Raw genomic sequence first — 15,098 nt, 5'->3', positions numbered from 1 at the left:
ACCCTTTTGGTTATAAGCAGTAAACATTGATTATTCATGTATGCCCTCCAATTTTCATATTGTCGTCTGGTTAATTGCAATATAGAATTCATTGGAAAAAACTGCTCAAATAACCTTCACATCTCATTTTCTGTATACTGTTTTTTTACATTCATGCTGATTTTATGTTGATATTGAAAATTGGCTGGAATTCATACCAAATAGCGACAGGTAACTGAAAATTTACAACGTTTAAGAAGTAATCTTACCAAGTTGAAAGTTAGACACTTGTCATATTTTCATGAAAAATCTCAAGTTATCCGGTTGTTGCCACTGCCAGCTTTCAATAACAAGTAGTATATTTTCATGAAAATGACATAGATTTCTCCTGTTAATGAAATCGTTAAAACCGAGGTTGAACTGCGTTTTATGAACACACTGGAACGGCTCCAAAATAGTCTTGATGTTTTGAGTAAGTCAGAGAAAAAGGTTGCGCAGGTCATCCTTGCTTCACCACAGACTGCCATCCATTCAAGTATCGCCACTCTGGCTAAAATGGCGAATGTGAGTGAACCTACGGTTAATCGTTTCTGTCGTCGTCTGGATACCAAAGGATTCCCCGATTTTAAATTGCATCTGGCACAAAGCCTCGCTAATGGTACGCCTTATGTGAATAGGAATGTAGAAGAAAGTGACAGCGTCACCTCTTATACCAATAAAATTTTCGAATCGGTGATGGCAAATCTGGAAACAGTCAAAAATAATCTGGATATTGCGGCCATTAACCGTGCGGTTGATCTACTGACGCAGGCCAGAAAACTCTCTTTTTTTGGTTTAGGGGCATCAGCCGCGGTAGCCCATGATGCCATGAATAAATTTTTTCGCTTCAATATCCCGGTTACCTATTTTGACGATATTGTGATGCAAAGAATGAGTTGCATTAACAGTACCGAAGGAGACGTTGTCGTCCTGATTTCCCATACAGGACGCACAAAAAGCCTCGTCGAAATTGCCAAACTGGCTCGTGAAAATGATGCAACGGTCATCGCCATTACCTCGACAGGTTCTCCCTTAGCACATGAAGCAACGCTCTCCATTCTGTTGGACGTTCCCGAAGATACGGATATTTATATGCCAATGGTCTCAAGAATTGCTCAACTTACCATCATTGATGTGCTGGCAACCGGTTTTACACTGCGCCGAGGCTCAAAATTCAGGGATAACTTGAAGAGGGTCAAGGAAGCATTGCGTAATTCGCGGTTTGATAAGCATGAATAAACCAGAAAATAGACTGTGTTTTTGTTCACTATTTATCAACTCACCAGACTGATAGCATATGTAGACTTTTCCCCGTCTGCATATTCGCAGTATGGGGTTAATCGTCAGTAAATAAAAATGGTTATCTTACGGTAATCGAAGATTCATACTTCACAGGTCAACGGAGTAATACATGTCCAGACGGCTCAGAAGAACAAAGATCGTCACTACACTTGGCCCGGCTACAGATCGTGACAACAATCTAGAAAAAGTTATCAACGCGGGAGCCAATGTCGTCCGCCTTAATTTTTCTCATGGCACTGCGGAAGATCATATCCAACGTGCTAATAAAGTGCGCGAAATTGCTGCCCGTTTGGGTTGTCATGTCGCCATTCTCGGTGATCTTCAAGGACCCAAAATACGCGTATCCACTTTTAAAGAAGGGAAAATCTTCCTCAATGTTGGGGATAAATTCCTGCTGGATGCCAATCTGGGTAAGGGCGAAGGAGATAAAGAGAAAGTCGGTATAGATTATAAAGGCCTACCGTCTGATGTTATGACCAGTGATATCCTGCTATTGGATGATGGTCGGGTTCAATTGAGAGTCCTGAATGTTGAGGGCATGAAAGTATTCACGGAAGTGACAGTAGGAGGCCCGCTCTCCAACAATAAAGGCATCAATAAATTGGGTGGAGGCTTATCAGCCGAAGCACTGACAGCAAAAGATAAAGAAGATATTATTACTGCCGCCAAAATTGGTGTTGATTACCTTGCTGTTTCTTTCCCACGTTCAGGTGAAGATCTGAATTATGCTCGCCGCCTTGCACGTGATGCGGGTTGTGATACCCAAATCGTCGCTAAAGTTGAGCGTGCGGAAGCGGTCAGCAGTGATGAAATTATTGATGAAATCATTCTGGCGGCTGATGTTGTCATGGTTGCCCGTGGTGATCTCGGTGTTGAAATCGGAGATCCTGAGCTGGTCGGTGTGCAGAAAAAGCTGATTCGCCGTGCTCGTCAACTGAATCGTGTCGTAATTACTGCTACGCAAATGATGGAATCCATGATCACCAACCCAATGCCGACTCGTGCTGAGGTCATGGATGTTGCCAATGCAGTATTGGATGGCACTGATGCGGTTATGCTCTCTGCTGAAACGGCAGCAGGTCAGTATCCGGCGGAAACCGTTGCAGCGATGGCGCAAGTCTGTTTGGGCGCTGAAAAGATGCCAAGCATCAACGTTTCCAAACATCGCTTAGATATTACATTCGACAGCATTGAAGAGGCTATTTCAATGTCTACGATGTATGCCGCCAATCATCTGAAAGGTGTCAAAGCAATCATTGCCATGACGGAATCAGGGCGCACAGCTCGCATGATGTCTCGCATTAGCTCTGGCTTGCCTATTTTCTCCATGTCACGCCATGAATCGACCCTAAACCGCACTGCCCTTTATCGTGGTGTAACTCCCGTTTATTGCAGTTCGCACACTGATGGGATCGCTGCGGTAAGCGAAGCTATTGCCCGCCTGCGTGATAAAGGCTACCTCTCCTCCGGAGACTTAGTGCTGGTGACTCAGGGCGATCAGATGAGAACCATTGGCAGCACCAATACCTGCCGTATACTTGAAGTAGAATAGTGGGTTATTAATCAAAAATAAGTATCCCCCGGCATAGCCGGGGGTTTTTCATATGCGCCTATAAGGCTTTCTTACCAGCCGCGCCCTAACAGGCGCATCGCAATCTGACATTTGCATTCTATGGATTACTTACGGCCCGTAAACGGGCTACCAGGATACGGGATTGATAACTGTTCTCCCAATTTATCCGCATCCAGTTGGTGCTTTATGTATTCCTGGATCTTAACTGTATTTTTTCCCACTGTATCAACGTAATACCCCCGACACCAAAACTCTCGATTACGATATTTGAATTTGAGATCACCAAATTGCTCATAAAGCATCAGGCTACTTTTCCCCTTCAGATACCCCATAAAACTCGACACACTCATCTTGGGCGGGATTTCCAGAAGCATATGTATGTGGTCCGCACAAAACATTCTGCCTCCAATATGTTCACGTTTTTCCATTCACAGAGTTTTCTTAATATGCGGCCTATCGCTCTCCGTTTTTCTCCGTAGAACACCTGCCTTCGGTATTTTGGCGCAAAGACTATGTGATATTTACAGTTCCATCGGGTATGCGCTAAGCTCTTCTCATCCCTCATTGTGGGACCCCCTTTCGATTTTTTGATTCACTTTTGCAGTTGCCAGACCGCAAGGTGTTTTAACAAATCAAAAGGGGTTTTTATAGCAGACTTATAGCTGTAAGCTCTACGGAACCCCCAGCCAAGCTGGGGGTTTTCTATATACAACAAATAATAAGGGGCAGCGTAATGCCCCTTATTATAAGAGAGTGACGGGCCTCTGAAAATATTATTCAGCAATTAAAGATCCTTCCTTTTATAAGGCTCTACATCCCCTTTTTTCCGCGTTTTAAGCAATTTTAAGATCCAGGTATATTGCTCAGGATTTGGCTTAACCAATTCCTCTAATTCCTCATTCATACGGCGGGCAATATAAGCATCATCCTGCCCCGCAATATCATCCATTGGTGGACGGATATAAATATCCAGTTGATGAGTCTGACAGTTATAAACCGGAAATAGTGGGACAACAGCCGCACGGCAAACTTTCATTAATCGCCCGACCGCAGGCAGTGTTGCTTTGTAAGTAGCAAAGAAATCAACAAATTCACTGTGTTCTTCACCATGATCCTGATCGGGCAAATAATATCCCCAAAATCCTTCACGTATCGATGCAATAAAGGGTTTAATTCCTGCGTCGCGGGAATGTAACTGACCACCAAAGTGTTGACGAGCCTTATTCCACAAATAATCAGCCACAGGATTGGATTGATGGTGAAACATGCCTGATACTTTTTGACCGCGTGCTGCCAATAACATGGCGGGAATATCAATGGCCCAACCATGTGGAACCATAACAATGACATTCTTACCCTGCTCTCTTAAGGTTTGAATAATCTCTTCGCCATGCCATTGAGTACGCTCAAGTGTCGATTTTTCCCCTCTCAGGCAAAGCTCCGCCAACATAACAAATGATTGAGGTGCGGTAGCAAACATGCGATCAATCAAGTCTTCTCGCTGCTGTTCTGTTAATTCAGGAAAACAGTAAATTAAATTGATTTTTGCCCTGCGGCGGGCACTTTTCGCTTTTCTGCCTGCCCAAACACCAATCCTGGCCAACAAGGGATCACGCCATTTCACAGGAACATAAGCCAATCCCGCCAATACTCCTACGCCAGCCCAAACCCCCCAATAACGGGGATGCAAATAAGATCGATGAAACTTCGGGACATATCCCAACTTACTATCTGTATTTTTCTCTTTATTCATGGGCTAACTCTGATGATTCCAACACTCGCTTTCAAAACGCAAGTTTCTAACAAAAAATAATATAAAAGCGGATGATATCAATCATCCGCTTTTATGTCTGTTAATTATCGAAAAACCTATACATTCAGTCTAGTAACAATTGAGGTTTAACGTCCTTAACCATTGCTATATATTCGGTACGTTCTTTACCACTTAAGCCACCGGAACGCGGTAATTTTGCAGTGAGTGGATTAACCGGCTGTTGGTTATCCCAGAATTCAAAATGTAAATGCGGGCCAGTCGAACGGCCTGTATTTCCTGATAATGCAATACGCTCACCCCGTTTTACCTTCTGACCCGGTTTTACTAACAATTTTCTCAGGTGCATGTATCGGGTCGTATATTGGCGACCATGCCTGATGGCAATGAAATTACCAGCAGCCCCATCAAACTTAGACACGATCACTTCTCCATCACCAACTGCCAAAACGGGGGTTCCTACTGGCATGGCAAAATCAACCCCTTTGTGTGCGGTGATCCGCCCGGTTACCGGATTCAAACGGTGTGGATTAAAAGGAGATGAAACCCTGAATTGTTTAGTTGTCGGAAAACGCAGGAAGCCACGTTCTAAACCAGACGCATTACTATCATAAAAACGCCCGTCATTGGCACGGAAAGCGTAATAATCATTCCCGCCACTTTGTAAACGAACCCCCAATAATTGGCTCTGTTCACTTTTTCCATCAAGCATTTCACGGGACATCAACACAGAAAAACGATCACCTTTACGCAATTTACGGAAATCTATTTGCCATTGCAGCGCTTTTGTTACTTCTCTGGCTTCACTACCCGTCAGCCCGGCAGTCAGCGCACTACCATTAAAGCTGCCATCGACTGTTCCTGTGATAACACTGTTTTTCCATTCCCCTTTTTGAAATTCCTGCGTTTCTTTAAAGGTATCCCCTTCGCGGGTATAAGTGCGGGTTTCACGACGTGATAAATCCCACGTCAGTGTTTTTAAATTGCCATTTTCATCAATCGACCATGACAATGACTGACCAATGCCTAAATTACGTAATACCCTATATTGGTTCGCCAATAAAGCCACATCCGAGGAATCAATACCAAACTGAGTTAAAATAGAACTTAAGGTATCACCTTGGGAAACAACATATTGATGGGGAACATTTGCTGCTGTATCCGAACTCCCTTCTTCATCTCCAATTCCTTCATCGGGGAACTGCTCATTAACATCTCCTGCTACATCATCTGTCGCATCAGGGAGACTACTGGGAGTGCTGATAATAATGTTACCTGCACGTTCTTCTCGTTCATGGTAAATAACCGGCCTCCACACTGCGACAGCTAAGGTGACCAGCGTCAAAGAACCAAGCATGATCTTATGTGGTTTGGGCAGGTTGTTGTATACCAAAACAATAGTTTTAGCTATTTGCTGCACTAATAAAATTCCTTATTGTACTAATTCAGGCAGCTCGCGTATTGTTCCGACAACTGAGTTATAAATTTCATATAGCTGTCGCTATCCAATGCGATGCCGCTTCCCAAAGGGTCAAGCACCCCGATACGTACACCAGTACCTTTTGCTACGGCATGAATGACGGCCGGCCTGAATTGAGGTTCAGCAAAAATACACTTCGCTTTCTGCTCAACCAATTGTGTTCGTATATAGTGTAATTTTTGTGCTCCTGGCTGTATTTCAGGATTAACCGTGAAAACACCTATTGGAGCTAATTGGTAATGTTTTTCAAAATAGCCATACGCATCATGAAAAACGAAATACCCTTGTTTTCTTACAGGATTTAAAATATTAGCAATATTCTTATCAGTTTGTATGAGCTGTCCATTGAATTTACGTAGGTTTACTTGTAATTGCTGCTTTTGCTGAGGGTACTGTTCAACAAGCCGATCATATATTGCCTGAGCTGCTTTCTCTGCAATCTTTGGAGAAAGCCAAATATGCATATTATATTCACCGTGATGGTGATGTTCGTGATCAGTTTCATGTTTATGCTGATTCGATTCAATTGAGTGATTATCATCTTCACTATTTTTCAGCAACAGTGGCTTGATTGTAGATAAATCAGACAATTCGAGTTGTTTGTTCTGATCAATTCTAGCTATCGGCTTCGCCAAAAATGTTTCCATATCCGGGCCAATCCAGACAACCAAATCAGCTTGATTGATTTTTCGAACATCCAAAGGCCGTAAAGCATAATCATGTGGAGAAGCGCCGTCAGGCAAAAGCACCTGAGTATTTGTTACACCATCAGCAATAGACGCAGCGATAAAAGCCAATGGACGAATGGAAGTGACAACATCTGCCTGCGCAGAGCAATTCACCCCAGCCACTAACGCAGTGGCTAACGCAATTTTACGAAAATATTTATGCGCGTATTTCTGTGATTTGTGTAACATAATATGAATATTCCATGCAGCAAATTGAATAATGTTATATTATAACATTTCAATGATTCTGCAAGACTTTTAACATGCCAACTATGATCACTCTGAATATGATCACCCTAAAAAATATTACGGTTGAATTTGGTCACCGCAAGGTGCTGAATAATATTTCCTTCAATCTCAAACAAGGAAAAATTCTGACGCTCATTGGCCCGAACGGTGCGGGAAAATCAACTCTGGTTCGTGTTGTCCTTGGTTTAGTTCAACCCTCTTCAGGCACGATTGAACAGAGTCCAGCGTTAAAAATTGGTTATGTTCCACAGAAGCTTAACCTTGACCCTACATTGCCTCTGACTGTTAAGCGCTTCATGATGCTAAGGCCCAACGTGAAATCAGCAGATATCATGCCAATATTAAATCGGGTCAACGCTGCCCATTTATTGGAGCAACCCATGCAAAAGTTGTCAGGTGGAGAAACCCAGCGAGTATTACTTGCCAGAGCCTTACTCAATCACCCCCAACTTTTGGTTCTTGATGAACCGACACAGGGCGTTGATGTCAATGGTCAATTGGCACTTTACGATTTAATCAATCAAATCAGAACTGAACTGAATTGCGCTGTACTTATGGTATCCCATGACCTGCATTTGGTAATGGCGAAAACAGACGAAGTTTTATGCCTTAATCAACATATTTGCTGTTCTGGCACACCGGAAGTTGTATCAATGCATCCAGAATTTATCGCAATGTTTGGTCGCCATGGTGCGGAACAACTGGCGGTTTACCGTCATCACCATAATCATCATCATGACTTGAAAGGAAAAGCGATTGTTAAAAATGGTGGAGAATCACGTCGATGATTGAATTATTACTTCCTGGCTGGCTGGCCGGAATGTTATTGGCAATTGCCGCAGGCCCTCTCGGCTCTTTTGTCGTTTGGCGCAGAATGTCCTATTTTGGTGACACACTGGCCCACGCATCACTGCTTGGTGTCGCATTTGGCTTCTTACTGAATGTAAACCCGTTTTATGCCGTTATTGCGGTTACACTCCTATTAGCCATTATTTTAGTTTGGTTGGAAAAACGGCCTCAATTGGCAGTTGATACATTACTGGGCATTCTGGCTCACAGTTCGCTCTCGCTAGGTTTAGTCGTCGTCAGTTTTATGACCAGTGTGCGAGTCGATATGATGGCCTATTTATTTGGCGATCTTCTGTCTGTGACTTATGAAGATCTCTGGTTGATTGCGACTGGTGTCGTGATTGTTGCCGGATTACTGGCATGGCAATGGCGTGCCCTGCTATCAATGACAGTCAGCCAGGATCTGGCCTTTGTTGACGGCATTAAAATTCAGCGTCTGCGTGTTCTGTTGATGTTAGTAACAGCATTGACCATCGGATTGGCGATGAAATTTGTCGGGGCGTTAATTATCACTTCTCTGCTGATTATTCCTGCCGCGACTGCCCGTCGCTTCTCCCGCACACCAGAGCAAATGGCTGTTTTTGCAATTATCGTCGGCATGCTTGCTGTCACAGGAGGATTAACTCTGTCAGCATTTTATAACACACCCGCAGGGCCTTCGGTTGTACTTTGTGCCGCGATGTTATTTGCGTTGAGCTTAACGTCTAAGGCGAGAAGTTGATATTTACCTCCGCCTTTCTTTGACTTTTCTTAATACCAACTGAAAGCATTGTTATAATCCATCCTTAAACTCTGCTTTCAGTTTAATCCGCTACTTAAATGCGCCAACTCGTTTATTGGCTTTCACTTTGATGCCAATGATGCCAATAAAGATGCCATAGCCTCTATCACCCCATTTTTGTTTTGATCAATAAAGAAATGATCCCCTGAAATATATTGTATGGTTAAATTTTCGCTGGATAATTCTGACCATGCATAAAGTTCAATGGGTTTAACCCCCGGATCAGATTCACCCCATAAAACCGTTATCGGGCTTTTCAGAAGAACGCGGTTTGCCTGATAGGTTTCAGCCATTTTAAAGTCTGCTCTTAAAACTGGCAGAAGTAACTCCATCAGTTCTTTATTCAAGAGCACCTCATCTGTAGCACCATTCATTTTCTGCAACTCACGGATAAATTCATCATCTGGTAAATCGTAGGTGTTGGGTCTGTCATCTTTCAAATGCGGTGCTGGACACCCTGCGGCAAAGAAATGCTCAGGAACAGGATACCCACGGGATTGCAATTTACAGGCTAGTTCAAATGCAATCCGACATCCCAAGCTGTGTCCAATAAAAACATAAGGGAGCTGTGTGATGAACTCAGCATGAGTCATTAACTCATCCACCAGCGAATACAAATTTTCATACGGCGTTTCATCAATTCGGGTGGCCCGTCCCGGCGGTTGGACAGCAACAATCTCAATGTCATCATTAAAATATTCCGACCAATTAAGATAAGTCTTCGCAGATCCTCCTGCATAGGGAAAACAAAATACTCTCAGTTTCTGGTCACTGACCGATTTGGAAATCATGAACAATTTGTTATTTGTCAAACTACCCTCCTGTATTTCCAAAATCACTTATCAATATTCGTATTGCCAGAACGAAGTTGCTCTTCCACCAACGCAATTAAATTCGTTAGAGCCGCCTGCTGGTAAAAGGTTTTTAGCTTAATTTCAATGGCAAAATGCGCATTAATCTTCGCCAATAAGCGTACTGCCATCAGAGAATCTCCACCTAGTTCAAAGAAATTATCTTCTGGCGAAACACCGTGACGACTCAATGCCTCACTAAAGTGGGACAAAACTTGTCTGGCAATATCGGAGTTCAATTCACATTCCACATGTTTCTCTGTTACAGGAGAGAATTGATTCTGTCCTAACGCCAGTAATGCGGCGGTATCAATCTTATTGTTAATGGTGTAAGGAATTGCTTCAATTACCCGCCATTGCGCCGGGATCATGTAGCTTGGTAGTTGATCTTGTAAATGTTGTTTTACCTTATCAATAAGTTGTTGCGTCGTACCTGTGAACATTGACGCCGCAACCAGATAGCCACAGAGCCGTTCATGCGCCTGTTTTTCAATTACGACGACCGCTTTATCAACATCCGGTACCTGCTTAATCCACGATTCAATTTCCTCTGGTTCAATTCGATAGCCTCGGAGCTTGATTTGTTTGTCTTTCCGTCCCAGACACAAGAGTTTGTTATCCATTGTAAAGCAAGCCAAATCACCCGTTTTGTAAAGCCGTCTCCCGTTCACATTCGAAATCGTATCTTCAATAAATGCAGAGGCTGTTAAATCAGGACGCTGCCAATATCCTTTGGCTACCCCCTCACCACCAATGAACAATTCACCTATCACACCGGGGGGTTGATGACAGCCCCGTTCATTGAGCACATACATCTGTGTATTGGCGATGGGGGAACCGATCGGTAATACTCCCTGACAATTTTGAGTGCCTTCCATGGAGATATTCAATCGTTCTACACAGCAACCCACTACAGTTTCTGTCGGGCCGTATTCATTAAAACTCACACTTCCGGCGGCGATTATTTTGAGATAATCCAGATGGGCACGGCTCATCTGCTCACCTCCTACCACAATGACTTTGATATCCAGCGGCTTCTGTTTTTGCCCCATGTTTAACGCCAGATGTTCCAATTGTGAAGGTGTAGTCTTCATGAACCCCAAAGGCTTATCCAGTTCCAGTAAATGCAACAATGCCTCATCCTGACTGTTCTGTCTGGAGAAAAGTACGACGTGCCCCCGTGTCATCAAGGGTAAGAGCAGGCTGGTAATGGTGGCATCAAATCCGAAGGACGTTGTCACGGGTACACCCAGCCCTCCCAAATCCTGCTCACCGGTCGGCATATAGATTTGTGACGCCCAATTAAGATAATTGTTCAGACCCTTGCGATAAACTTCAACACCTTTTGGTTTCCCCGTCGTACCAGAGGTATAAATCATGTAACAAAGGTCCTCATAGTTTGTGAACGGTTTCCATTCAGAGGTCAAAGAACTGAGATTCGTCTGGTTGTCTCCACTGTCTGCTTCCCATTCGCCATTCAGCTCAATAATAGGTACGTTAAAACCAGACATTGCTGCCATCAACGATGCATTTTTACTTTCTACCACAACGGCATCAGGGCAAGCGTCCTCGACAATCAACAACAGACGGTTAAGCGGCAAATTGCCGTCTACGGGTATCCATATAATGCCCTCAGTCAAACAGGCAACGATAGTGGCTAAAGCTGCGGGGCTGGCACTGGAAAAAATCACCACCTTAGCCTGTCTTGCCGTGCCAGTAATGATATGACGATGCAATTCGTCAGCTACCCGCAGGCTGAGATCGAACAGTTTTTTATAGCTAAATTGTTCAGTATGTGATTCAACCAAATATTCAACCGCCATCAATTCCGGTTCAGCATGCAATTGACGGAAAAAACGCTGACAAAAATCTTCTTGAAAGACGGTATCGGTTTGGTTAAATGCCAGAACCTGACGTTGGTAATCGGCCTCATCCAGCAAAGGTTGGGCTAAAACCGCCTGCGTGACATCAAGGAGCATCGCTGTACACAATTGCTGATAACTGTCGTTTAAGACCCCGGCATAATCTTCTGCAACATGGTTGTATTGGTATTCAAAGCATATCTCTACAGTATCTACATGATTAATCACAAACAGAGTTAAAGGAAATTTCCCCCCAACCGGATCAAGCTCATGTTGACGTGAATGAGTGCCAGATAATGCCCAATCTCCCTGACCAACAAAATAGTTGTACATCACATTGAATAGAGGAGCCTGTGGCATCTGTTGGGCATTTCTGACGCTACGCACGATATGGCTATAGGGAAATTGCTGGTGTTCAATACCACTATAAAGCTGACTGCTGAGTTGGCTTGCAATGTCGGCAAAACTGATTTGCGGATGAAATATCACTTTAATCGGCAACACATTAATAAAGTAACCTATCGTTTTATCCAAACGCTGATCATCTCGTAATGAAGTGGGGACACCAAACACAATTGTTTGCTGGCCCGTCAGTCGGTACAACAGCGAAGCAAATACAGTGAAATAAGCCAGTGCCGGAGAAACGCCCAAAGTCGCCGCGCAATGATTAAAGGAGGTCACTAAAGCGGGATCCAGTTGATGCTGAATCATACCACCCCGTTCACTTTTTGTGGGGGTGGGATTACCGATATTCAGTTCCAGGCGACCCTCTATCTCTGCCAATTCTTTCAACCAATAGGCTTCATCATCGGCTAAATAACCACCGCGAAGTAATTCATCCTGCCACGCCGCAAATTCAGCATATTCGAGAACCTCAATTCCATCATCGTCATTGGATAGGCTTTCTCCCGTGTAAGCGGCGGAAATATTATTGAGAATCAATGCCACGGAATCATTATCGCAAATCAGATGGTGAAGACAAAAATGCAGAATATGGCTCTGTTCACCTAATTTGATCAGTAAGAAACGTGCTAATCCGGGTTGACTCAACGTAAACGGTGTTTCCAGATTCTGCTGGCAATGCGTTAAGGCCAGTTGCAGACGTTTTTGCTCATCTAATGCAACGCCCTGATCAGACAAATCCAGCACAGTAACGGGTACTTCAGTTTCAGGGTAAATATGCTGGACGAGTCCCTGTTCATCTTCAACAAATGCTGTACGGAAAGCCTCACTGTTTTGTACCGTTTGTGCAATTGCCTCCAACAATCTGGCTTGATCCAACGGCCCGATCAGCTCGTAAGTTACCGGCACAATATAGAGTTGTTTTTCGGTCAATTGCTCTGCCAGCCACAGATCTTGCTGACCGGCAGATGCCAATACTTCATCAATCTCAAAAAACATGCCCTTCTGATCGTTTATCTCATTCATGCTCTGTTCGCCTCCTTGCCACTCTGATGCAGAATAGCCGCTAAATTGCGATGCAACTGACCAATCAGGGATTCCGCTTCACCATACAGCAGGCTCGGTGCGGTACATGTCTCCAAATTTCGTTGGACTTGCTCAATAGCTTCATAATCCTCTTCCAACGCCTCAGCCAAGTATTCCACATCCAACTGACAAACCTCGCTTATCCCTTCATCTGCTTTATGAATAAAGTTGAACGTTTTTGACCAGGTTTGGTTTACCGATACAGGATGATAAAAAGAGACAAAAACATGATAAGGCTGAACTCCGATAATCACGTTCGGGAACAATAAATAAGTCGCAACCATTTCCCGACGCGTCTTATGTGGCGTTTGTTGACGAACCTGAGCCAGATTTTTTAGTGGGGTTAAGATTCGGCCGTGCTGAGCAAAAGAATCCAGTGAGTAAAGCTGACCATTCAATGTGGGTGCCAGACTGTTTCGGTGTAAAGACTGAACATGATAATACTCAATGAAATTTTCAATCAGTAACTTCCAGTTGGCATTAATCATCCTTTCACGGGAATTCAGCAATTGATGCTGTTCAAAACCAATATCGGAAATTTGCTCATCAATGGCAGAAAACCAATGTTCCAACGAAAAGTCAGGATTAGGTTCACCCGGCATTTGCCACAACATACTGAACCTTTGTTGGACATTAATAGAATTAAGCGAACGGTATTGATCGGGTATTTCAGGGAAAGCTTCTCGCCAACGAGCTGCGATCAAATGGCCCTGATGGCTGAATGACCAACTGTGATAAGGGCAAACAAAAGCTTTTTTGCACCCTTCTTTGTTATGTTCAAGTCTGGCTCCCCGATGTGGGCATACGTTTTCAAATACGGCACAATGATTATCATCGACTTTGCTCACAATCATGGGAACACGCCCTTGGTAATCGACCGTGATAAAGTCACCGATTTTTTCCAGTGTTTGGATGGGCGCTATAAATTGAGGAATTTTTTTCCACAGTTCTTTCTGTTCATGATCAAAATAATCCTGACAGATATAGTGTTTGACTTGGCTCTCATATATTCCAACCGGTTCAGTCGCAATATGAGTGTTACGCTGGCCGATCATGTCGATGAAATAATCAGCATAAGGTGAAAATACGTTATTCAGAACACCTTCACCACCTTCGGGTAACATGACTGTAGTATCACTCATTAAGCATCTCCTTCGACCAGAATAGTATTCGTAACCGTCTGGGATTGGGTTATATACGTGTTGTAAAAATCGAAATAGCGATAAACAAAATTCAGATTCGGCGTGGCAATATTGACTCGTTGACCAAGTTTGATAAAAGAAGCAAGCAAGGTATCTGCCTCTGTTTCCCTGCCATTAAGAATATCCAGCACCAAAGAAGAATTAAAATCGGGAATTGACATCAAATACCCCACAGACTGGCGTCGGAAACCTTCCCCATCTTTGACATATCCGGCTTTTTCACCAATAGCAGTGCACTCATCAATAATTGATTGAATCACTGATCGGGAACCATTATTACGCATCGCTGTCTGTACGCCTGTACGGACTAACCCACAAACAGCGGCCGCCGCATTGAGCGTATTTTTCGCAAAGGCTTTATGCGTTATATCCTCACAGCCTTCGAAAGGAATACCGATTCGATTGAGTAAATCCAAAACCGCCAAAATATCCGCTTCGGCCTGTTCAGTGAGTTCAAGGACGCCAAGATAGCTGGTTTTAAAGAACATCAATCTCAGGTTTTGTTTACCATGCTGAGTCACTGAAAAATTAAGAACACCACGAATAATCGTGACACCTAATTCCTCGTCAATGAAAGTCTGTTCTGTAGCAAAGCCATTTTGGAATATGACAACAGGACTATGGAGTCGATGTTTATTGCGCGACAATTGCCGGCAAATATACTGATTGGAGACCGTTTTGCTGCACACATACAATTGATCGAAATCTTTAGACAGAAAAGCGGCATAATCAGTGAAATGTCCGTCAATAATGATACTGCCCAGATCCTCGCTTACAGCTTGTCTATGTTTTGTATCATCATTTAACTGTATTTGGCTGATAGGTAATGTCTGGTTTCTTATTTCTCGCGAAGAGAGTAAGAAAACCTGGTGCCCCTGTTTCTTACATTGATGCGCTAAATAACACGCAACAGCACCTGTGCCGATAATGCCTATCCTGAGCAT

Annotated in this window: 11 protein-coding genes and 1 pseudogene; 4 read left to right on the top strand and 8 right to left on the bottom strand. The window is 43.6% G+C overall.

Translation table 11 applies throughout. The features are described from left to right. Positions 1–408 precede the first annotated feature (408 nt). Both AB204_RS14715 and pyk read left to right on the top strand, forming a co-directional pair. Complete coding sequence (locus tag AB204_RS14715) at positions 409–1,257, top strand: MurR/RpiR family transcriptional regulator (RefSeq protein ID WP_047964123.1); 849 nt, start codon at positions 409–411, stop codon at positions 1,255–1,257. A 172-nt stretch (positions 1,258–1,429) separates the two neighbouring features. Beyond that, entirely contained in the window at positions 1,430–2,872 is a 1,443-nt protein-coding gene (gene pyk, locus AB204_RS14710) for a pyruvate kinase (protein ID WP_047964122.1), read from the top strand. 125 nt (positions 2,873–2,997) lie between these two features. Here pyk and tnpA read toward each other — a convergent pair. From tnpA to znuA, 4 genes and pseudogenes are all read right to left on the bottom strand, one after another. Next, a pseudogene (gene tnpA / locus AB204_RS14705) lies at positions 2,998–3,458 on the bottom strand (IS200/IS605 family transposase). A 219-nt stretch (positions 3,459–3,677) separates the two neighbouring features. Beyond that, on the bottom strand, positions 3,678–4,646 hold the full coding sequence (gene lpxM, locus AB204_RS14695; protein WP_047964121.1) for a lauroyl-Kdo(2)-lipid IV(A) myristoyltransferase: 969 nt from the start codon (positions 4,644–4,646) through the stop codon (positions 3,678–3,680). Positions 4,647–4,770: 124 nt separating this feature from the next. Further along, complete coding sequence (gene mepM / locus AB204_RS14690; RefSeq protein ID WP_047964120.1) at positions 4,771–6,084, bottom strand: murein DD-endopeptidase MepM; 1,314 nt, start codon at positions 6,082–6,084, stop codon at positions 4,771–4,773. 20 nt (positions 6,085–6,104) lie between these two features. Continuing rightward, positions 6,105–7,061 (bottom strand): zinc ABC transporter substrate-binding protein ZnuA, encoded by a 957-nt coding sequence (znuA, locus tag AB204_RS14685; RefSeq protein ID WP_047964119.1) that lies wholly within the window; start codon positions 7,059–7,061, stop codon positions 6,105–6,107. Positions 7,062–7,159: 98 nt separating this feature from the next. On the opposite strand from znuA, the gene znuC reads away from it, so the two are divergent. Together znuC and znuB are read left to right on the top strand one after the other, a co-directional pair. Continuing rightward, complete coding sequence (znuC, locus tag AB204_RS14680) at positions 7,160–7,909, top strand: zinc ABC transporter ATP-binding protein ZnuC (protein ID WP_411354721.1); 750 nt, start codon at positions 7,160–7,162, stop codon at positions 7,907–7,909. Next, positions 7,906–8,691: a zinc ABC transporter permease subunit ZnuB gene (gene znuB, locus AB204_RS14675; RefSeq protein WP_047964117.1), complete on the top strand. Its 786-nt coding sequence runs from the start codon at positions 7,906–7,908 to the stop codon at positions 8,689–8,691. Before znuC ends, znuB begins: the two co-directional genes overlap by 4 nt. A 122-nt stretch (positions 8,692–8,813) precedes the next feature. On the opposite strand, the gene AB204_RS14670 is transcribed toward znuB, so the two are convergent. From AB204_RS14670 to AB204_RS14655, 4 genes are read right to left on the bottom strand one after another with little or no spacing between them, the layout of a single operon-like run. Further along, a complete protein-coding gene (locus AB204_RS14670) occupies positions 8,814–9,563 on the bottom strand; it encodes a thioesterase II family protein (RefSeq protein ID WP_053067920.1) in 750 nt (249 codons plus the stop codon). 23 nt (positions 9,564–9,586) lie between these two features. Then, positions 9,587–12,892, bottom strand: coding sequence for a non-ribosomal peptide synthetase (locus AB204_RS14665; RefSeq protein ID WP_047964116.1), 3,306 nt, complete (start codon positions 12,890–12,892; stop codon positions 9,587–9,589). Further along, the gene (locus AB204_RS14660) at positions 12,889–14,094 is read right to left on the bottom strand and encodes an aromatic ring-hydroxylating oxygenase subunit alpha (protein ID WP_047964115.1); all 1,206 of its coding nucleotides are present in this window, start codon (positions 14,092–14,094) and stop codon (positions 12,889–12,891) included. Before AB204_RS14660 ends, AB204_RS14665 begins: the two co-directional genes overlap by 4 nt. Then, positions 14,094–15,098 carry a ketopantoate reductase family protein gene (locus AB204_RS14655; RefSeq protein ID WP_047964114.1) on the bottom strand — a complete coding sequence of 335 codons (1,005 nt, stop codon included), beginning with the start codon at positions 15,096–15,098 and terminating at the stop codon, positions 14,094–14,096. The genes AB204_RS14660 and AB204_RS14655 overlap by 1 nt, the downstream gene beginning before the upstream one ends.

Source organism: Xenorhabdus khoisanae (assembly GCF_001037465.1).
Classification (GTDB): domain Bacteria; phylum Pseudomonadota; class Gammaproteobacteria; order Enterobacterales; family Enterobacteriaceae; genus Xenorhabdus; species Xenorhabdus khoisanae.
Note: the sequence above shows the minus strand (reverse complement) of the source record. Positions and strands in the feature narration are given on the sequence as shown.